This window comes from Geomobilimonas luticola, from assembly GCF_018476905.1.
GTDB lineage: Bacteria > Desulfobacterota > Desulfuromonadia > Geobacterales > Geobacteraceae > Geomobilimonas > Geomobilimonas luticola.
Window position 1 is genome coordinate 69,974 of the sequence record NZ_JAHCVK010000011.1, and the last position, 19,112, is coordinate 89,085.

Consider the following 19,112-nt stretch of genomic DNA (forward strand, 5'->3'; position numbering starts at 1 on the left):
TTTTGTGGGAGGTGTCGTGGAGTTCAACCTTGTCAGACTGGTCATAACCGTGCGTCTGGATACGAACATTGCCGATCCTCTGGCTCTGTTCGGACTCAATTCCTGCTTTGCGGAGGCTTTCCGCCGCGTCAGCGGATGCCGGGGTCCGTATGATGCCGAGTGTCCCCACTGCCGCAGCTTTTCCCAGTCCCTCAGTACCGACCCTGCCGCGGTCAGGCGTCACCAGAAGCCCTCGCTGCCATTTGCCTTTTCACTGCCGCTACTTCCCTCCTCCCCGAATCTCGGGGGGCAGACGGAACTTTTCCTGACCATTGTCGGATCGGCCATCCAGGATGTGTCTTGCTATCTGGACGCTCTAAAACTGGCTTTCAGCAGTTTCGGCCCGGCAGGAAGATACGTCGTCATGCCCGTCAGGGCTGAAGCCGTCGACTACTATGGGGCGCGCTCTCTTGTCTGGGAAGCGGGGAAGGAGAAACGTGACGAGAACCTGGTTCTCCTTTCCGCAGACGGGCTTCAACGGACATGCACCCTGGCAGCTGACGAGGTGAAACTTCGTATCGTTACCCCCCTGCGGCTTCTCAGCGGGGGTAAACCGGTAAGCGAACTGACGTTTTCTGCGCTGGCCCGCTGCCTGTTCAGGCGCATTACATCCCTTGCCTACCATTACGGTGGCCACGAGGCCGATCTGGATTTCAGGTGGCTTGCGGAGCGAAGCCGGGAAATCAGCTGTACGGACGGGGATTTTCACTGGCAGGGGGGTACGGGGAAGCAGGGAGGGATCGTGGGAAGCGGTACGTTCCGCGGCGATCTGAACGAATTCCATCCGTTCCTTCTCCTCGGAGAATATCTGCAGTGCGGAAAGGGTGCGACATACGGTTACGGGGCTTTCCGGCTGGAAAAGTCGTCCGGAGACTTGTCTTAGCTGTTGCTGCGGTTAAACTTACATGAAAACCCTCCTTGTGTGGACGGGTGCGTACCGGGAAGGCGGGAGATGCATGAAAAAGCGGCCAGAAACGATTGCGGAATGTGTTACGGCGGTCAGGAAAAAGCTCGACAGCGTGAAGAGCGACAACAAGAAGGCCGGTCGCCGCATCAAGGAGATGCAGAAGCTGAACAGCCTGTTGGGGGACGACAGCCGGCAATTGGCAAAACTTGATAACCTGCCTGAGGAGAAAGGGTCGCACTGATGGGTCCGACTTTCTGGAAACCGTTGTTGATCATGCTGGTGCTGGCGGTTTTTTTCAATCTGTTCTACGGCATGATCCTGCAGCAGACTGCGGAACGTGGTGCCGAAATCAGCTACAGCCGTTTTCGCCAGGAATTGACCGCCGACAATATCGGGAAGGTTACACTCAAAGGGGCGTCCATCAAGGGAGAGTTCCGCACCAAGGTTGCCGTTTCAACCGCAGTACAGGGAAAACAGACGACACGCCAGGTGTCTGCCTTTTCCACCACCATGCCTGCCATTGCCGACCCGCACCTTATGGACGAGTTGACGGCGAAAAAGGTGGAAATTGTTGCGCTCCCCACCGAAACTTCCCCCTATCTCGCTGTCCTGTTCAGTTTCCTCCCCTGGGTCCTCATCCTCGGGATATGGTGGTTTGCGATGCGGGGGATGAAAGGGCAGGGGCCGGGAGCCATGCTGGGCGGTTTCGCCAAGTCAGGCGCTCGGATGTATGCCGCGGGGGACAAGGTCAAGGTCACATTTGACGATGTTGCCGGCATGGAGAATGCGAAGCAGGAATTGCGGGAGGTCGTCGAGTTTCTCCGGGACCCGAAGAAATTCCAACGGATCGGCGGCAAGGTCCCCAAGGGGGTGCTGCTGGTGGGGCCGCCGGGAACGGGGAAGACCCTCCTGGCCCGTGCGGTTGCGGGTGAGGCGGAGGTGGCGTTCTTCTCCATCTCCGCGTCCCAGTTCATCGAGATGTTTGTCGGCGTCGGCGCGAGCCGGGTCCGGGACCTCTTTACCAATGCCAAGAAATCTGCGCCGAGCATCGTCTTCATCGACGAGCTCGACGCGGTGGGGCGGAGCCGGGGGGCCGGCTTTGGCGGCGGTCATGACGAGCGGGAGCAGACCCTCAACCAGCTCCTTTCGGAAATGGACGGCTTCGATTCCCACGATGAGGTGATTGTGCTTGCCGCCACCAACCGTCCGGACGTGCTCGACCCGGCCCTTCTCCGGCCGGGGCGGTTCGACCGGCACGTGGTGATCGATCGCCCCGACTGGCGCGACCGGGAGCAGATACTGAGGGTTCATGTCCGCAAAATCACCATGGACCGGGACGTGGACCTGGCCGTCATCGCCCGGGGAACGCCGGGTATGACCGGTGCCGACCTGGAAAGCCTGGTGAACGAGGCGGCCATCCAGGCGGCAAGGGAAAACGCGCCGGTCGTGACCATGGCCCACCTGGAAAAGGCCAAGGACAAGATTCTCATGGGGGGTGAACGGAAGATGTTCATCTCCGACCAGGAAAAAAGCATCACCGCCTACCATGAGGCGGGGCATGTCCTGGTGGCGAAACTCCTCCCCGGCACCGACCCGATCCACAAGGTGACCATCATACCCCGTGGCATGGCCCTGGGGGTGACCCAGCAGCTTCCCGAGGACGACCGTTACCACTACCCCAAGGCCTACCTGGTAAATCGTATCTGCGTGGCGCTGGGGGGGAGGGTTGCCGAACGGCTGGTCTTCAACGATCTTTCCTCCGGCGCCCAGAGCGATCTGAAGCTGGTTACGGACCTTGCGGAGAAGATGGTCTGCCAGTGGGGAATGAGCGACAAGATTGGCGCCATGACCTTTTCCCGGGGGGAGGAGCATCCCTTCCTCGGGCGGAAGCTGGCGGAGGAGAAGAGTTTCTCCGAACAGATGGCCTGGGTGATCGACCAGGAGATAGCTGCCATCATCAAGGAAGCGGAAGTGAAGGCCGAGGGGCTGGTGGTTGCCAGTCGCTCCAGGCTCGATGCCTTGGCCAAGGCGCTTCTTGAAGAAGAGACCCTTGATGGAAAACGGGTTGACGAGATACTCTCTTCCTCGTGACCCTTCCCCGACCCTATCCCACCTCGACCCGCTGTATCCCTTCCGGCCGCCAAGCCGGAGAGATTACCTTTGACCCCTTTTTCTCGCCGTCAACAAGGCTCCCGAAGGTGACGGCAAACTCCCCGTAACGGTTGTTGACGCTGTCCATGGCGCAGGTGGCCAGGGCTTTCTTTCGCTCCGCCCCGAACAGGGGGAGCTGTTCCCCCTGGTAACAGAGGTTGGTGATGCGCACCCCCAGGAGCCGGACCGGCTGGGCAAGGTCGATACTGTCCAGGAGTTCCGCCGCCGTCCGGTAGATCTCGTCGCTCCGGTTCGTCAAGGTGGAGCGGGTGGTCTGGCGGCTGAACGTGGTGAAATCGGCGTAGCGGACCGTAAGGGTGACCGTCTTCCCCATCACCCCGTGCCGCCTGGCCCGCCGGCCGACCATCTCGGCCAGCTGCAGGAGCCAGCAATGGATGTCTTCCCGCCGCTCCATGTCACGGTCAAATGTGGTGCTGTGGCCGACCGACTTGACCTCTTCCGCTTCCTCCGCCGGTACCACCGGGGAATCGTCCTCCCCGAGCCCCATCCGGTGGAGTCGCTCACCGATGACGCCGAAGTGCCGGGTGAGGATATCCACCGGAAATCGCCCCAGTTCGCTACAGGTGGTAATGCCGTAGCGGGCCAGGGCGCGCTGGGTTGTGGCGCCAATGCCGCACAGCTCCCTGATCGGCACCCGTTCCAGCAGCGAAGCGACCTCCTCCGGGCGGATCAAGGTGAGCCCGTCCGGTTTTTTCATCTCCGAGGCGAGCTTGGCGAGGAGTTTGTTGGGGGCAATGCCGATGGAGCAGGAGAGGCCGAAGTGGTGCCGGATACGGGCTTTCATGAGGTGGGCGACCCGCTCCCCGGAACCGAAGAGCCGGAGTGAGCCGGTCAGGTCGAGGAACGCCTCGTCGATGGAAAACACCTCCACCAGCGGGGTGAAATCGTGGAGCATGGCCATGATGCTGCGGGAGATGTGGGTGTAGAGCCGGTTGTTGGTGGTAACCAGGATGAGGTCGGGGCAGGCGGCCTTTGCCTCATGGATCCGCATGCCGGTTTTGACCCCGAAGGCGCGGGCCTCATAGGAGGCGGTCAGGATGACGGTCCGTCCCGCCGCGCCGACGACGGCAATCGGTTTTCCCCGGAGGCACGGGTTTGCCTGTTGCTCCACCGAAGCGAAGAAGGCGTTCATGTCCAGGTGAAGGATGGTGCGGTCGTGGATTCGTCCCTGTGGAGTGGAGAACGGGTCGTTTCCTGTCATTGCGCATCCACCGTTGCCAGTCGCCAGGCATGGGCCGTGGCGTTGTAGGTCAGTTCGAAGAGGGTTGCCCCGTCGCTGACGGCGAAGTGGAAGAGGGTGGCTGCCCCCTGCCGCTCCTCCCAACGGGAGGTGACCTGCCGGATTTCGTATTTTCGCCGCCGCCAGTCGAACCAGACCGGCCTGATACGGTCTCCCGGACCGAAGATGACGGCCACCCGGATATGTTCCTCGATCAGCTGCATCATAGTAAAAAGGTGAAAGGTTAAAGGTGAAAACAAGCCCCTGTTACCCTGTGTCCTTTGCGCTCCTCATTCCAGCGGCCGGAAGATTCCGATCACCTTGCCGATAATGTTCACCTCTCCTTCCCCTTCCCGGACGATGATCGCCGACAGGTTGGGGTTTTCCGGCTGCAGGCGGATGTGGCCCTTCTCCCGGTAAAACCTTTTCAGGGTAGCTTCGCCATCGACCATGGCAACGACAATGTCCCGGTTTTCCGCCGTTGCCTGGGGGCGGATCAGGGCCAGGTCCCCTTCCAGGATCGCGGCGTTGACCATGGAGTCGCCCCTGACCCGCAGGAAGAAGGCTCCTCCCGACCGGACATGATCGCGATCGATGGCGAAATATCCCTCGATCTCCTCCCTGGCGGGCTGGGGGAGTCCCGCACGCACCACCCCCACGATGGGGAGAGAGACGGCGGCGACCTTCGGTCGGGCCAGGGTGATCCCCCGGGAATCACCCGGTTCCCGGTGGATGAACCCCTTCCGGTCCAAGGCTTCCAGGTGCTTCATCACCCCGAGGGTGCCGTTTATGCCAAGGTGGCCGGCGATCTCCCGCAGAGTGGGGGGGTAGCCGCGGGTTTCCAGACAGACGGTGATGTAGCTGAGGACGCGCTGCTGGCGTGGTGTGAGCGGTTCCATACTCTCTCCTGATAATGCAGCCGGGGGAGAAATTTACTTAGGTTGTCAAATGATAACCAATTGTAGCGGCAGGGGGACCGTCTGTCAAGGAGGAGTTTTTGGCGGCTGACCGCTACAAATGGTTGACAAGTGCGGCTTCTGCGGTGAGAATTGGCAGGAGTATGGAAAATTTGTGGTTAAGGGGGTGTCAGTTTGGTTGCAATCTGGGAGGAACTGGCGGTCATTCTTGTGCTGATCCTGGCCAACGGTTTTTTCGCCGGTGCCGAACTGGCGATCATCTCGGCAAGAAAAAGCAGGATCGCCCAGTTGCTGGCCGAAGGGGACGAGCGGGCCAGGATAGTGGAAAAATTGCAGGACGATCCCCATCGCTTTCTGGCAACGGTCCAGATCGGAGTCACCCTGGTCGGAACCATGGCTTCCGCCGTCGGCGGTGCGACGGCCGTTCAGTTCCTGACCCCCCTTCTCCAGGCGATGCCTTTCGCGTTTGTCAGGAATGCGGCGGCGCCCCTCTCCCTGGCGATAGTGGTCGTTCTCCTCGCTTATTTTTCGCTTATCCTGGGGGAACTGGTACCCAAGGCCCTCGCTCTCCGCTATGCGGACCGGATGGCACTCCAGGTGGCCAAGCCGATTAACGTCCTGTCTAAGGTGGGGGTAGTGGCCGTCGCCTTTCTCACGATGTCGAGCAAAGCCGTTCTTGCCCTGCTGGGTGTAAGGGGCGAGGGAGAAAAGGCGTTCATTACCAAGGAAGAGGTGCAGCACATCGTGGCCGAGGGGCGGGAGAGCGGGGTGTTCAGCGCCACGGAGCACGAGTACATCAAGAACATCTTCGACTTCACCCACACCGCGGTGCGGGAGGTGATGGTTCCCCGCACGCGGATGGCGGCCCTCGACCTGGAGCTTTCCCGGGAGGAGATGCTCCGCTTCATCCTCGACAACCAGTATTCCCGCTATCCGGTGTTCCGCGACAGCATCGAGAACATCGTCGGCTTTATCCATGGCAAGGACTTCCTTGGCCGGATGGTGAGCGATCCTGACTTCGACATTGCCACTATCACCCGTCCGCCGTTCTACGTGCCTGAAGGGAAAAAGGTCAATGAACTCTTGAAGGAGATGCAGCGCAATCGGATACATATGGCGCTCGTGGTGGATGAATACGGGGGGATCAGTGGCCTGGCCACTACCGAGGACCTGCTGGAAGAATTGGTGGGGGAGATCGAGGACGAACACGACGTCGGCGAACCGCGGCGGGTGCAGAAGCTTCCCGATGGCAGCCTGGTGGTGGACGCCCTGATTTCCATCAGCGACCTGGAAGACCTGCTCGACATAAAGATGGAGGAGGACCTCCCCTACGATACCTTGGCGGGGCTCATCCTTGCGGAGCTCGGCCGCTTCCCCGAAAAAGGGGAAGTACTGGCGTGGCGGCAGTACCTCCTTACCTGCGAAGAGGTGAAGAAAACGGCCATTGTCAAGGTGAGGATCAGCGAAGCAGGTGAAAATCAATAATTGGAATGATCAGGATGGGGTGGAGGGCTCGATGGACCGCAAGGTTTTTTTCGCACTGGTGATGTTTTTTCTGTTTGCCCTGGCGTCCACGCTGGTGTTCAAGCTTCTTGCCCCCATGTTCGTTCCCCTCGGATGGGCGCTGATCCTCGGCATTGTCACGTTCTCCCTCTATGAAAAACTGCACCGGCGCCTTCAGGGGCGGGATACGGTGGCCGCAGGGGTTATGACGGCCGGCATCCTGCTGACGCTGGTCATCCCTTTTGTCGGGCTTTCCTTTTTCCTTGTCCGGCAGGGGGTGGTGGCATACCAGTATCTGGAAACGGCAACATCCCAAGGCGGCAGCGGGACCGTGCTGGAGAGTTTCGCCCGCCATCCCGCCGTCGCACCGCTGGTTGATACTGTCTGGCCGTATATAGAGCCACTGGGAATCGACCTGGAAGGGACCATTATTCCCGCCGCCAAGAAGCTGGCGTCCTCGTTTCTCGGCTACGCGACGGGAATGGTTGCCAACCTGTTCGTTTTCGTTTTCATGCTCATCATCATGTTGGTGGTCCTTTTCTTCATCTACCGTGACGGGCGGCGCTTCCAAAAGCGGTTCTGGTCCGTGATCCCCTTGAAGGATGCGCACAGGAAAAAGCTTGAGGAAACGGTGAAGAAGGTGGTTTCCGCGGTGATCTTCGGGATATTCATGACCTGTCTCATCCAGGGAATGCTTGGCGGGTTGGCGTTCTGGTTTACCGGGCTTCCGTCGCCGGCCCTGTTCGGCGCCATGATGGCTGCCTGTGCCCTGATCCCCCTGGTGGGGACCGCCCTTATATGGGGACCGGGAGCTCTCTACCTCTTCGTGCAGGGGGAGACGGTAATGGCGGTCGTTCTTGTGCTCTGGGGATTTCTCGTGGTCGGGGCCATCGACAACTTTATCCGCCCCATCTTCATCGTCGGCAAGGCCAATCTTTCGCTGCTGTTGATCTTCCTGGGAATTTTCGGGGGGGTGATTTCCTTCGGCTTCATCGGCATTGTCGTCGGGCCGGTCATCCTGGCGCTGTTCATGGAACTGTTCGACATCTACCGGGAGGAGCTTTTTCCGGGGAATCCGGCGGATTCGGAAACCCCGGAGGACGTGTGACGATTCAGGGGCGGTGATGTTTATGCCCTGTCTTCGGGGCGAGGGTGATGGAGATGATAATGGCCAGGGTAAGGGTGCCGATGATGACGCCGAGGGAGAAATAGATGGGGATATGGACAACGTCCGTCAGGAGCATTTTGGCCCCCACGTAGGTAAGGATGAAGGAGACCCCCAGTTTCAGGTAGGCGAACATCTCCATGACGTTGGCCAGCAGGTAGTAGAGGGACCTGAGCCCCATGATGGCGAAAACGTTCGAGGTATAGACGATGAACGGGTCGTGGGTGACTGACAGCACCGCGGGAATGGAGTCCACCGCAAAGATCACGTCACTCGATTCCACCACGAGCAGCGCCAGGAAGAGGGGTGTCGCGGCCCGAACCCCCCCTTTCTTGATGAAAAACCGGTCGTCCCTGATCCTCTTGGTGATCGGGACGAATTTCCGCACCAGCCGCACCAGCAGGTTCTTCTCCGGCTCAACCTTCTCTTCCCCGCCGAACGCCATCTTTATCCCCGTGAAGATCAGTATCCCGCCGAATACGTAGATCATCCAGTGGAACCGTTCGATCAGCTCGATCCCGACCAGGATGAAGACCGCCCGCATCAGGAGCGCGCCGATGATTCCCCATTTGAGGATCTTGGGCTGGTGCGCCTTGGTGATATGGAAGTAGCTGAAAATCATGATGAAGACAAACAGGTTGTCCACCGAAAGGGACTCTTCGATGAGGTAGCCGGTGAAGAATTCCAGCGCCTTGGTCGGCCCCATGGAGAAATAGATCCAGACGTTGAAGGCCAGGGCCAGGGAGACCCACACGAGGGTCCAGGCAAGGGCCTCGCGAAAACTGATGGCGTGGCTCTTGCGGTTGAACAATCCCAGATCGAGAACGAACATTACGGTGATAATGGCGCCAAAGCCGAGCCAGAGCATGGTTTCGGAAGACATAACGGTTACTCCCTGCAGATGGGTGAAAAGTGTGGTTGCCTTATCCCTTGACGTCATGACCGGGTTCGGCCACATAGGGTTGATGAAGCTTGACCGGCGTCCCTTTGCCGCGGACCCGCAGGTTCAGCATCTCCACCATGACGGAGAATGCCATGGCAAAGTAGATGTACCCTTTCGGTATGTGCATGTCAAGGCCGTCTCCCACCAGGGCAACGCCGATAAGGATGAGGAAGGAGAGGGCGAGCACCTTGATGGTCGGGTGCCGGTCGACGAAGGCGCTGATCCTGCCGGCAAAGAACATCATGAAACCCACCGCCAGCACGACGGCCGCCACCATGACCGCCAGGCGATTGGCCATCCCCAGCGCGGTGATGATGGAGTCGAGGGAAAAGACGATGTCCAGCAGCATGATCTGGACGAGGACGCTGGTAAACGATGCTGCCGTGCCGGCGGATGAGTGCCCCTCTTCACCTTCCAGCTTCTCGTGGATTTCCAGCGTGCTTTTCCCCAGTAGAAAGAGCCCTCCTGCGATGAGGATGATGTCACGCCCCGATATCTCCCAGTGGAGGAGCGAGAAGAGGGGGGTGGTGAGTCCCATGAGCCAGGAAAGAGAGAAGAGGAGTGCAACCCTGGTGATGAGCGCGAGCCCGAGACCGATGATCCGTGCCTTCTCCTGTTGATGGCGGGGGAGTTTTCCCGCCAGGATGGAGATGAAGATGATGTTGTCGATGCCGAGCACGATTTCCAGTGCGGTGAGTGTGGTAAGAGCCAGCCAGACCTGTGGATCCGTCAACCATTCCATGCGACACCTCTTACGTGATTGAATTCAGAATCAGAGCTTGTTCAGTTCCAGCTGTGGACACGAACGAAAAAGACCTTTATCCATGGTGCGCGAACCGCCCTGGATAAAGGTCTTGCATGCGAAGGATCACGTCCTGTGCCCCGGGCCCGGGTGTTGCCACCGTCTTGACGGGCGTCGGGTCGGCCATTTATCCGGCCGATAGCTACTCCCCTTTATTGCTCGTGGAATGATACCCGCAGCAGCTTCCGCCTGTCAACAGGAAATTGCCACTTCGTCGGTTCGGGGGAATCGGGCCTTGCAATTTGCGGGTTAATCTTTTACCATCCCGGGGAGTGGTTCAAGGGGGAAATTGTGGATATGACCGTGTTTTTCAGCAGCTTTGGTATTATTTTCCTGGCAGAACTGGGGGACAAGACCCAGTTGACCGCCATGGCCCTTGCTACCAGGCACCCGTGGAAAAGGATATTCATCGGCATTGCCCTTGCCTTTGCCCTTCTCAATGTGGGGGCGGTGCTGGTCGGCAAGCTGCTGTTCGCGTTTCTCCCCCTGTTCTGGATCAAGCTCGTGTCCGGCGGGCTGTTTCTCTTCTTCGGGGTAAGCACGCTGCGGTCCGGCGGATTCGACGAAGAAGAGGAGGAGGCAGAAGAGCGGGAACTCACGAGGCGGGGACCGGTGATCACCGCCTTCTTCATGATCCTCCTTGCGGAGTTGGGGGACAAGACCCAACTGGTCACCACCAGCCTGGCAGCACAGCACGAGTCGCTCCTGGCGGTATTTGCCGGTTCGACCCTGGCCCTCTGGGCGGTATCCCTGGTCGGCATCTTTGTCGGCAGGCAGCTGACCCGCTTCATTCCCCTTGCCTATGTCCACCGGGGAGCGGGAACCCTTTTTCTCATCTTCGGTGCGGTCATCCTCTACCAGGCTCTGGCCGGGTAAGGGAATCCGCTGGTACTGGCCTACAATGGGGAAAACTCTTTTGACCCGGCAGAGATAGATGTCCAACAGATATATTGAAAAAGCCTTCCTCTACCTGCTTGCCCTCTCCGTGCTGCTCCACGTGGCGCTCTTTGCCGTCATCCTCCTGGCTCCCGAGAAAAAAACGGTGGCGAAACAGGAACCGGTGATGGTCGAACTTCAGGACTTGCCTCCTGTCAGCCAGCCATCTGCCAGGGATGAAAGGGCAGTCCGGCGCCAGTCAGACCAGTTTCGGCGTGTTCCCCGGGAGACCGCACCCAAGGGTGAGAGGGAGAGGGATCGGGTAGCCGCCCCCCCCTCCAGGTCTGCGCCGGCCCAGCCCTTTCCCCCGCGGCAGGCTCCAGGGAGGGAGCGGGGTGAGAGTCGCCCCGCCGGGAAGGGAGAGGTGCCGGTCAAGGAATCTCCCCGCGGAGTGGACATCTTCAAGCCGAGGGCGCAACCGGGGCCGGACATTGCCCGGCTTATGCCGAGCGCCGACAAGATGGCCCGACTGGAGGAGAGTTATCGGAAGAAATACGGACCAGAGGTGGCGGAGGGGGAAACCAGGTTTCTCAATACCGACGATATCATGTTCGGCTCGTTCCTGCGCCGGTTCGAGACAGCGGTCTACGGGGTCTGGCGCTATCCCCAGGAGGCGGCCCAGCTTGGCATCGAGGGGGTTACGCCGGTGAGGATAACCTTCAACCGGCAGGGAGAAATCGAGAAGGTGGAAATTCTCGAGAGTTCAGGAAGTCGAATTCTGGACAACGAGGTCCTGCGCACCCTGCGGATGGTCGGGCCGATAGGCGGCTTTCCCCGTGGTTACGACAAGGATCAGTTCAACCTGATCGCCTTTTTCCAGTACGGGATCACCCGGGGGGGACGTCGCGGCACGTTGCGCTGACGGAGAGCAGAGGCAGTGCAGCATGGAGGGGAAATTGGGAGGGGGGAGAAATCCCTCCATTTTATTTGGCCAGCTTTTCCTTCAGGAATTTCCGGAACTCGCCGTTGAACTCCTCCCGTTTCAAAGCCAGGTCGACCGTGGCCTTCAGGAATCCCAGCTTGTCGCCGCAGTCGTGGCGAACCCCCTCGAACAGGCAGCCGTAGATCGCTTCGTCCTTGGCCAGATTGACGAGGGCGTCGGTCAACTGAATCTCCCCCCCCTTGCCCGGCTCCTGTTTTTCCAGGATCGGAAAGATGTCCGGCGTCAGGATATAGCGGCCGATGATGGCCATATCCGACGGAGCGTCCTTCGGTTTCGGTTTCTCCACCAGGTCGGTGACTTCGTAAACCCGGTCAGTTATATGGTTGGCCTTGACGCAGCCGTAAGAGGCGATGTTTGCCATCGGCACTTTTTCCAAGGCGAGCACGGTCCCCCGGTATTTCCGGTAGACCTCCAGAAGCTGGCCGAGGCAGGGTTTTTCGGCGTCGATGATGTCGTCACCCAGGAGGACGGCGAACGGTTCGTCACCCACGAAGTCCCGGGCGCAGAGGATGGCATGGCCTAGTCCGAGCGCCTGTTTCTGGCGGACGTAGAAGATGTTGACCATTTCGGCGATATGCCGCATCTGGGAGAGTTCAACGTCCTTCCCCTTTTCGTAGAGGAGCGCTTCCAACTCGAAGGAGATGTCGAAGTGGTCTTCGAGCGCCCGCTTGTTCCGGCCGGTGACAAAGAGTATCTGCTCGATTCCCGCAGCCACCGCCTCCTCCACCACGTACTGCACGAGAGGCTTGTCGATGAGGGGGAGCATCTCCTTGGGGGTTGACTTGGTGGCGGGGAGGAACCGGGTGCCGAGCCCTGCCACGGGGAATACCGCTTTCTTTATCTGCATCAGCGTATCTCCTTGATGATGTCCGGAATAAGCTCTTCCCTTCCCATGGCCATGACATGGATGCCGTCGCAGTGCCGGCGGGCAGCCGCCGCGAGTCGGGCGGCGATTTCCACCCCCTTGGCGGCCGGGTCGGAAGCCTCCTCCAATTCGGTAACGATGTGGTCGGGTACCCTGAGTCCCGGGATGTGCAGGGTCATGTAGCGGGCCATGCCGGCGGACTTGAGGAGGATGACGCCGGCGATGACCTTGACGCCGAGGGGGCTGACGGCCGTGGTGAATGCGGCCAGCCGGTCCGGGTCGAAGATGGCCTGGGTCTGGAAGAAGCGGGCCCCGGCGGCGGCCTTTTTCTGCAGTTTGAAGAGGGTCAGCTCGAACGGTTCTGCCTCCGGTGCCGCGGCGGCGCCGGCGAAGAAGGACGGAGCACCGTTAAGCCGCGTGCCGGCCAGGTCGAAACCGCTTGCCAGAGTGGAGATCGTCTGGAGGAGCTGGACCGAATCCAGGTCGAAGACCGGCTTCCCTTGCCGGTGGTCGCCGAAGGAGATGTGGTCGCCGGTGAGCGCCAGGATGGTGCTGACCCCGAGGGCCGCCGCACCGAGCAGGTCGCTCTGCAGCGCCATCCGGTTCCGGTCGCGGCAGGTGACCTGGTAGACCGGCTCGATCCCCTCCCGGACCAAAAGCGCCGCCACCGCCAGGGGGGCGATGCGCATGTTGGCTCCCTGGTTGTCGGTGACATTGATGGCGTCAACCTGTCCCTTCAGGACCCGGGCCTTGGCGAGGAATTCTCCGCAGTCGACCCCCTTGGGGGGACAGACCTCGGAAGTGACGACGAAGTCACCGGCGGCAAGTTTTTGCTGGAGTTGCGAAGTCATGCGTTATTTGTCCAGCTTCAGTTTCCCCGGCTTGAGCATCCGGGAGAAATCCTTGCCGGGGGCGATTTTTTTCAGGTTCTCCGTCGCCTGCTGTTCCTTGAGGCGCTGGTATATCTGGTGCCAGACGCATTCCGCCTCCGGGTCGGTTTCACAGCGCCCCTGGTCCATGCCGCCACAGGGGCCGTTGAGAAGCCCCTTGGGACAGACGGTCACCGGGCAGATGCCGGCGGTTTCGGTGAGAATGCACTCGCCGCAGAGGGAACAGCGCTGCTCGAACTGGCCGAAACGCCGGATATTGCCGAGGAACAGCGTGTCGGCTCCGGCAATGGCCGGCTTGCCGGCACTGGCGGCTATTGACTGGACACCGGCGCCACAGGCGAGTACGAGAAGGGCGTCGGCCTCGTCAACTATCTCCTTCCTGGCCCGCAGGTCGCGGCCGACCCGCAGCATGTGGCAGGCCTCGTCGATGACGACGGAGCCGGTCACCTCCTTGCCGGCAGAGGTGAGGGATTCCTGCATCTGCCAGATCTCTTCCTCTCCCCCCGATTTGCAGACCGTGGCGCACTTGGCGCAACCGACCAGAAAGACACGTGAATGTCCGTCGAGGCTGGCGAGGATATCTTCGAGCGGTTTCTGTTTGCTGACGATCATAGAACCTCGGGCTAGGGGCTATAGGCACCGGGCTATGGGGAGGGAAGGTCTACACCTGTCTACCCAGGATTTACACCTATTGCCTATTGCCTATTGCCTGCCGTTTGGCCGACTCCACGGTGTTGTAGAGGAGCATGGTGATGGTCATGGGCCCCACTCCGCCGGGGACCGGCGTGATGGCGGCGGCCCGTTCACTGGCGGCGGCGTACTCCACGTCTCCCACGAGCTTCCTGTCGCCGACCCGGTTCACCCCCACGTCGATGACCACCGCTCCCGGCTTGACCCACTCCCCTTTGATCATTTCCGGCACTCCGACGGCGGCGATGACGACGTCGGCCTGTCCCACTTTTGCGGCCAGGTCACGGGTCCGTGAGTGACAGATGGTAACGGTTGCGTGCTGCTGCAGGCACATGAGGGCGACCGGCTTGCCGACGATGTTGGAGCGGCCGACCACCACCACGTCCTTCCCCTTCAGGTCAACCCCCGTCTCCTTCAGCATGATCATGACGCCATAGGGGGTGCAGGGTTGAAAGAGGGGCTTGCCGACCACCAGTCGGCCGACGTTGTAGGGATGGAAGCCGTCCACATCCTTGGTTGGAGAGATGGCCTCCAGCACTTTCTCCGTGTCGATCTGTTTCGGGAGGGGAAGCTGGACCAGGATGCCGTGGATGCGCGGGTCACGGTTCAGCTTGTCAATGAGTGCCAGGAGGTCCGTCTCGCTTGTCTCCGCCGGCAGCTTGTGCTCGTCGGAAAAAATCCCCACGTCCTGGCAGGCCTTTTCCTTCATGCTGACATAGACCTTGCTGGCCGGATCCTCTCCCACCAGCACCACCGCCAGTCCTGGCTGGATCCCCTGGCCGGCAAGGATTTTCACGTCATTGGCTATTTCGCCGCGGATCTTGGCCGCAATGGCTTTTCCGTCGATGATCTGGGCCACAGTCGTACTCCCTCCATGCGTTGTAATGTCCGGGAATAATAGAAAACGGGGGGGGATTTGTAAAGCCTTTTCGGGACAAAAAAATCCTCCGGAGGTGGAGGATTCTTTTTCGTGCCGCAGGGTTAGCGGTATCGGCTCAGGCGGCGGCTGACGGACAGCCGGCGCAACTGCCGCCCGACGGACAGGTCGGGGCATCGGAGCTTTTGCTGCTGCCGTACCCTTCGGTATACCAGCCGCCCCCTTTGAGGCTGAACGCGGTACTGGAGATGAGCTTTCTCACCGTGCCTCCACAGGCGGGGCATTCGGTGGCCGGCTCATCGGAAAATTTCTGGCGCAGTTCGAAGGTGTTGTTGCAGGCAGTGCACTGGTACTCGTAGACGGGCATGGATCGACGTCCTCCTCAAAACTATTGATTCGTCGGGTTATTTCCGGAGCTTTAAATATAATGGAGCGGGGTCCGGTTTGTCAAGGGGCCCGATGCGCTCCACCCTCAGGCGAGGAGGGAGTCGGCAAGAGCGAAGAGGAGGCGGGAGCGGTAGATGACACCCGATACCTTGCCGTCCCGGACCACCGGTATGCGTTGAAAGCGGTTGGCTACGAACAGGTCTGCAACGTCAAGGAGCTGGGCGTCCTCGGTGACCGAGATGGCCTGCCAGTCCATGATGTCGGAGACCTTTTTCCCCTTGATCCCGGCGCAGAGGGTGGCGTAGAACTCCGCCGATTCATTTCCGGGCCGGCCTGTCCCGTTCGCCTCCGTTCCCAGGGCCTTGAGAATGGAGAGGGGGGAAAGTATTCCGGCGAGTTCTCCGTTGTCATTCACCACCACAAGGCCGGGTGCGGCGTTCATGTAGCTCTCGTCGCCGAAGTTCTTGTGCAGGATGCGTACTGCCTCGCCGACGGGGGCGTGGAGCGAAATCATGGGGAAATCGGTGATCATAATGTCGCGGGCTTTCATGGTGCGAACTCCAGTGATTTAATTGAGGAGGGCGAGAACTGCATCGCGCCCGATGCCGGTTATCTGTACCGTCTTGTGGCGCGATCTGGCACCTGCAATGATGGTTACCCGGGATTTCGCCACGCCGAGGAGCTTGGCAAGAAACTCCTGGCAGAGCCTGTTTGCCGCGTCGTCCACCGGCGGTGAAGTCAGGCGCAGCTTGAGCTCTTCTCCCTGCACGCCGCACAGCTCGGTTCGGGAGGCGCGGGGCTGGACATGCACGGAAAAGACGACACCGGCGCCGGTTTCGGTGATTTTCAGAAGAGCATCGCCCGTTTCACGCTTCATCGATGTTCAGCATTTTGTAGTGCGAGTCGAGCAGTGATTTGAACGACGTTTCGAACTGCAGCTTTTCCCTGCGCAGGTCCTGTATCTGGCTGTTCAGTTGGGCGAGCCTTTTTTCCGCATCGATCAGGATGCGCTCTGCCTTCAGTTCAGCCTCGGAGATAAGGAGACTCGCTTCCTTCTGGGAGTTTGCCTTCATCTCTTCGGTGACCCGCTGGGCCGCGAGCATGGTTTCGCGCAGCTTTCCTTCCCGTTCGGTCATCTCTTCCCGTTCGGCGGCCAGCCGGTGTGCCTGTTCCTTCAGGTCGTTGTTTTCCCGGAGCAGGTCTTCCATCTCGTGGGATACGGTTTGCAGAAAGCTGTCCACTTCCTCCGGGTCGAGTCCCCCGAACATCTTTCCCTTGAACTGCTGCTGCTGTATATCCAGAGGCGTAATTTTCACGGCAGTCCCCCTCCGCTCATTTTCAATCGATAGCCAAATTCATAGATGGAACTGATGGCAAATTTCTGGAGAAAGTAGATGCCCAGGAGTATCACGAGCGGCGAGAGATCGAGTCCACCCATGTCGGGGAGGACCCTGCGGACCCGGGAAAGGAGAGGCTCGGTTGCCCGGTAGAGGAACCTGACGATCGGATTGTAGGGGTCGGGATTGACCCAGGAGATGATCGCCCTGCCGATGATGACATACATGTAGATGGTGAGGAGGATGTCGGCAACCTTGGCGACGGCAATGAGGAAATTGGCTACTACAAACATTGGGTGCCCCTTTGTGCATGTCTCGGACAACCCGCAATTTATACAGAAGATTCAATGGCGTGTCAAGTTCAACAACCCCTCGCGCGTGACCCGTCGCAACTTTACAGTCACAGGGGGGAGTGATATAGTTGGATGCAAGATTTGTTTGTTCTCATCAAAATTTTGATCAAGATTGCTGAACGTACAAGGAGCGCGTCATGGAGGCCGTTTTTTCGCTCAAGTCGGTGCGTGAATTTTCTCCGCAAGCGGTGCCTGAGGCTCTTATCAGGGATATCCTCAAGGAAGTCATGCACATGCCGGTTACGGGCCAGCAACGGCCATGGCAATTCGTGGTCATTAACGACCGTGGCATTCTGGGGCGGATTCCCGGATTTCTGTCGTCGGCCCATCTGGTCAGGGAGGCTCCGGTTGCTGTGGTCGTCTGTTACGACACCAGGCTGGGTGAAGACAAGGAGGTCTGGTTCCGCGACTGCACGACTGCCGCGGAGATAATCCTCATCGTGGCCAGGGCCCGCAGCCTGGGGGGGATATGTCTGAGCATCCACCCCTTGCCGGAGCGTGTGGCCGGCATGCAGCAGCTCCTTGGTCTGCCTGACAGCATCATTCCCGTTTCACTGGTCCCCCTCGGTTATCCGCGGGAACGGGACCAGCCATCCGGGCGGTTCGATGGCCGTCGCGTCCATTATAACCGCTGGTAGTTTTATGCCTCCATGCACCGTCACTGAAAAACCCTTCACTCCCGCGGAGCTGCAGGGTTTTTTCATGCCATTCATATCAAGGCGTATGGTGTATGGCACGCCGCAGCGAAATGGGGCAGACCGTCGAGGCTGACTGGAATTTCCAGGAGCGTCTGGTAAACTTCAAGCAATTCGCATCACAACCTACTGAAATTACTTGTATTAACTATTTCTAATTGAACCAACGCCTTGTTTCTGGTATGTTCGCAACTTTTAAAGGGGTGGAGGGGAGCGAAAATGGGGGTTGACGCGGTGAACGAGCTGGAAGAGTATCTGCATAAACAGTCCCGGCTGTTTCTTGCCATGCTGGGATTTGTCCTTGCGGTGCTTCTTTCCCTGGTCGATTATCTGAACCCCGGCATCCATCTGGATTTCGCCTATATGCTCCCCATTGCGCTCGTCAGCTGGTACGGGTCGCGCTGGGGAGGAATGGCCATGGCATGCGGCTGTGCCTGCGTGTGGCTTGTTACGGGGAAACAGCCGCTCGACAGTCTGGCGACGTTCGCCGTCAATGGCCTGAATTTTGCCATGCTGCTGGGGAGTTTTGCGGCGTTCTCCCTGGTAGTATCCACCCTGCGGCGGGAACGGGTGATCAACCGGCATCTGGCCCTTTACGACCGGGGGAGTGGTGCCTGTACCCGCAACTTCTTCTCCGAACTGGCCGGCGCCGAGATCAGTCGTGCGCAACGCTATGGTCGGCCGTTCACCCTTGCCTGCGTCAATTTCCGTTATGGCGAGGGGACGCAACCCAGCCTTGGCTGTCGCAATGAAGGGGCCGTCCTGCGAAAGATCGCCCGGGCCATCCGCGTCAATACGCGCAGTTGCGATGTGGTGGGGCTGCAGCGGGACAACGAGTTCGTCCTGCTATTGCCGGAAACGGACAACGAGTCAGCCGACATCGTGCTCAGGAAACTCTACGACCGGCTTGCCGAACTGCTCCGGAAAAACGAGTGGGGGCTCCTGGTGGGGGTCGGAGCGGTAACGTTTCTGCGTCCCCCCGAAACGGTTGACGAACTGCTGGAAAAGGCCGAACGGCTTACGATCAGGGTGCGTGAAGGCGGGATGGGCAAGACTGTTCATGAGGTGTGCACGAATCCGTCTCTGTACGCATGAATTATTACATCATAGCAGGGGAGGAACGAGAGAATGCCTGATTTTGGAACCCCTTTCGCGGGGCTGGCCCATGGCCGTAAACTGACCCACGAGGAGCTGGTTCGCGCCATCCGGTTTCTTGTCGCGGCTGAGTACGAGGCAATCCAGCTGTATATGCAGCTGGCCGAGTCCACTGACAACAAGCTGGCGATCGAGGTGCTGAAGGATATCGCCGACGAAGAGCGGGTCCATGCCGGCGAATTCCTTGAACTGCTGCGGCACCTGGCTCCGGACGAGGAAAAATTCTACAACGAAGGGGCGGAGGAAGTGCGGGAACTGATGGAGGAGTTGCAGAAGAAGTGCAAGGACAGGAAGGGTAAGAACTGCAAATCCTGACA

The 19,112-nt window shown here is 59.6% G+C and carries 24 protein-coding genes; 10 read left to right on the forward strand and 14 right to left on the reverse strand.

Annotated features, from left to right (window positions below; translation table 11 throughout):
- The first annotated feature begins 16 nt into the window (after positions 1–16).
- The 3 genes from cas6 (at position 17) to ftsH (ending at position 3,037) form a co-directional block, all read left to right on the forward strand.
- The gene (cas6, locus tag KI810_RS17635; RefSeq protein ID WP_214176537.1) at positions 17–922 is read left to right on the forward strand and encodes a CRISPR system precrRNA processing endoribonuclease RAMP protein Cas6; all 906 of its coding nucleotides are present in this window, start codon (positions 17–19) and stop codon (positions 920–922) included.
- A gap of 73 nt (positions 923–995) precedes the next feature.
- Positions 996–1,187: a hypothetical protein gene (locus KI810_RS15845; RefSeq protein ID WP_214176538.1), complete on the forward strand. Its 192-nt coding sequence runs from the start codon at positions 996–998 to the stop codon at positions 1,185–1,187.
- The gene (gene ftsH, locus KI810_RS15850; RefSeq protein ID WP_214176539.1) at positions 1,187–3,037 is read left to right on the forward strand and encodes an ATP-dependent zinc metalloprotease FtsH; all 1,851 of its coding nucleotides are present in this window, start codon (positions 1,187–1,189) and stop codon (positions 3,035–3,037) included. The genes KI810_RS15845 and ftsH overlap by 1 nt, the downstream gene beginning before the upstream one ends.
- A gap of 13 nt (positions 3,038–3,050) precedes the next feature.
- On the opposite strand, the gene dinB is transcribed toward ftsH, so the two are convergent.
- The 3 genes from dinB to lexA form a co-directional block, all read right to left on the reverse strand.
- Positions 3,051–4,319, reverse strand: a complete 1,269-nt coding sequence (gene dinB, locus KI810_RS15855; RefSeq protein WP_214176540.1) for a DNA polymerase IV — start codon at positions 4,317–4,319, stop codon at positions 3,051–3,053.
- Positions 4,316–4,564: a hypothetical protein gene (locus KI810_RS15860; protein ID WP_214176541.1), complete on the reverse strand. Its 249-nt coding sequence runs from the start codon at positions 4,562–4,564 to the stop codon at positions 4,316–4,318. The genes dinB and KI810_RS15860 overlap by 4 nt, the downstream gene beginning before the upstream one ends.
- Positions 4,565–4,627: 63 nt before the next feature.
- On the reverse strand, positions 4,628–5,236 hold the full coding sequence (lexA, locus tag KI810_RS15865) for a transcriptional repressor LexA (protein WP_214176542.1): 609 nt from the start codon (positions 5,234–5,236) through the stop codon (positions 4,628–4,630).
- A 201-nt stretch (positions 5,237–5,437) separates the two neighbouring features.
- Here lexA and KI810_RS15870 point away from each other — a divergent pair, with 201 nt between their 5' ends.
- The gene (locus KI810_RS15870; protein WP_425513907.1) at positions 5,438–6,739 is read left to right on the forward strand and encodes a hemolysin family protein; all 1,302 of its coding nucleotides are present in this window, start codon (positions 5,438–5,440) and stop codon (positions 6,737–6,739) included.
- A 31-nt stretch (positions 6,740–6,770) separates the two neighbouring features.
- The gene (locus KI810_RS15875; protein WP_214176544.1) at positions 6,771–7,865 is read left to right on the forward strand and encodes an AI-2E family transporter; all 1,095 of its coding nucleotides are present in this window, start codon (positions 6,771–6,773) and stop codon (positions 7,863–7,865) included.
- Positions 7,866–7,869: 4 nt separating this feature from the next.
- Here the strand turns inward: KI810_RS15875 and KI810_RS15880 are convergent, their stop codons facing one another.
- Complete coding sequence (locus tag KI810_RS15880; protein ID WP_214176545.1) at positions 7,870–8,805, reverse strand: TerC family protein; 936 nt, start codon at positions 8,803–8,805, stop codon at positions 7,870–7,872.
- Between the two features lie 40 nt (positions 8,806–8,845).
- On the reverse strand, positions 8,846–9,607 hold the full coding sequence (locus KI810_RS15885) for a TerC family protein (RefSeq protein ID WP_214176546.1): 762 nt from the start codon (positions 9,605–9,607) through the stop codon (positions 8,846–8,848).
- A gap of 357 nt (positions 9,608–9,964) precedes the next feature.
- On the opposite strand from KI810_RS15885, the gene KI810_RS15890 reads away from it, so the two are divergent.
- Both KI810_RS15890 and KI810_RS15895 read left to right on the forward strand, forming a co-directional pair.
- Positions 9,965–10,543 (forward strand): TMEM165/GDT1 family protein, encoded by a 579-nt coding sequence (locus KI810_RS15890; protein WP_246525757.1) that lies wholly within the window; start codon positions 9,965–9,967, stop codon positions 10,541–10,543.
- Between the two features lie 58 nt (positions 10,544–10,601).
- On the forward strand, positions 10,602–11,465 hold the full coding sequence (locus KI810_RS15895) for an energy transducer TonB (RefSeq protein WP_214176548.1): 864 nt from the start codon (positions 10,602–10,604) through the stop codon (positions 11,463–11,465).
- Positions 11,466–11,526: 61 nt separating this feature from the next.
- Here the strand turns inward: KI810_RS15895 and galU are convergent, their stop codons facing one another.
- The 9 genes from galU to KI810_RS15940 form a co-directional block, all read right to left on the reverse strand.
- Positions 11,527–12,393 (reverse strand): UTP--glucose-1-phosphate uridylyltransferase GalU, encoded by an 867-nt coding sequence (gene galU, locus KI810_RS15900; protein ID WP_214176549.1) that lies wholly within the window; start codon positions 12,391–12,393, stop codon positions 11,527–11,529.
- Positions 12,393–13,262 carry a methylenetetrahydrofolate reductase gene (locus KI810_RS15905; protein ID WP_214176550.1) on the reverse strand — a complete coding sequence of 290 codons (870 nt, stop codon included), beginning with the start codon at positions 13,260–13,262 and terminating at the stop codon, positions 12,393–12,395. The genes galU and KI810_RS15905 overlap by 1 nt, the downstream gene beginning before the upstream one ends.
- Before the next feature lie 3 nt (positions 13,263–13,265).
- A complete protein-coding gene (locus tag KI810_RS15910) occupies positions 13,266–13,913 on the reverse strand; it encodes a methylenetetrahydrofolate reductase C-terminal domain-containing protein (protein WP_214176551.1) in 648 nt (215 codons plus the stop codon).
- A gap of 76 nt (positions 13,914–13,989) precedes the next feature.
- Positions 13,990–14,850 carry a bifunctional methylenetetrahydrofolate dehydrogenase/methenyltetrahydrofolate cyclohydrolase FolD gene (gene folD, locus KI810_RS15915; RefSeq protein WP_214176552.1) on the reverse strand — a complete coding sequence of 287 codons (861 nt, stop codon included), beginning with the start codon at positions 14,848–14,850 and terminating at the stop codon, positions 13,990–13,992.
- 136 nt (positions 14,851–14,986) lie between these two features.
- On the reverse strand, positions 14,987–15,235 hold the full coding sequence (locus KI810_RS15920; protein WP_214176553.1) for an FmdB family zinc ribbon protein: 249 nt from the start codon (positions 15,233–15,235) through the stop codon (positions 14,987–14,989).
- A 105-nt stretch (positions 15,236–15,340) separates the two neighbouring features.
- The gene (locus KI810_RS15925) at positions 15,341–15,805 is read right to left on the reverse strand and encodes a CBS domain-containing protein (RefSeq protein WP_214176554.1); all 465 of its coding nucleotides are present in this window, start codon (positions 15,803–15,805) and stop codon (positions 15,341–15,343) included.
- Between the two features lie 18 nt (positions 15,806–15,823).
- Positions 15,824–16,132 carry a DUF167 domain-containing protein gene (locus tag KI810_RS15930; RefSeq protein ID WP_214176555.1) on the reverse strand — a complete coding sequence of 103 codons (309 nt, stop codon included), beginning with the start codon at positions 16,130–16,132 and terminating at the stop codon, positions 15,824–15,826.
- A complete protein-coding gene (locus KI810_RS15935; RefSeq protein WP_214176556.1) occupies positions 16,122–16,571 on the reverse strand; it encodes a DivIVA domain-containing protein in 450 nt (149 codons plus the stop codon). The genes KI810_RS15930 and KI810_RS15935 overlap by 11 nt, the downstream gene beginning before the upstream one ends.
- Complete coding sequence (locus tag KI810_RS15940) at positions 16,568–16,885, reverse strand: YggT family protein (protein ID WP_214176557.1); 318 nt, start codon at positions 16,883–16,885, stop codon at positions 16,568–16,570. Before KI810_RS15940 ends, KI810_RS15935 begins: the two co-directional genes overlap by 4 nt.
- Positions 16,886–17,082: 197 nt before the next feature.
- On the opposite strand from KI810_RS15940, the gene KI810_RS15945 reads away from it, so the two are divergent.
- The 3 genes from KI810_RS15945 (at position 17,083) to KI810_RS15955 (ending at position 19,110) form a co-directional block, all read left to right on the forward strand.
- On the forward strand, positions 17,083–17,583 hold the full coding sequence (locus KI810_RS15945) for a nitroreductase family protein (protein ID WP_214176558.1): 501 nt from the start codon (positions 17,083–17,085) through the stop codon (positions 17,581–17,583).
- A gap of 276 nt (positions 17,584–17,859) precedes the next feature.
- A complete protein-coding gene (locus tag KI810_RS15950; RefSeq protein ID WP_214176559.1) occupies positions 17,860–18,735 on the forward strand; it encodes a GGDEF domain-containing protein in 876 nt (291 codons plus the stop codon).
- Positions 18,736–18,768: 33 nt separating this feature from the next.
- Positions 18,769–19,110 carry a ferritin family protein gene (locus tag KI810_RS15955; RefSeq protein ID WP_214176560.1) on the forward strand — a complete coding sequence of 114 codons (342 nt, stop codon included), beginning with the start codon at positions 18,769–18,771 and terminating at the stop codon, positions 19,108–19,110.
- Positions 19,111–19,112 lie beyond the last annotated feature (2 nt).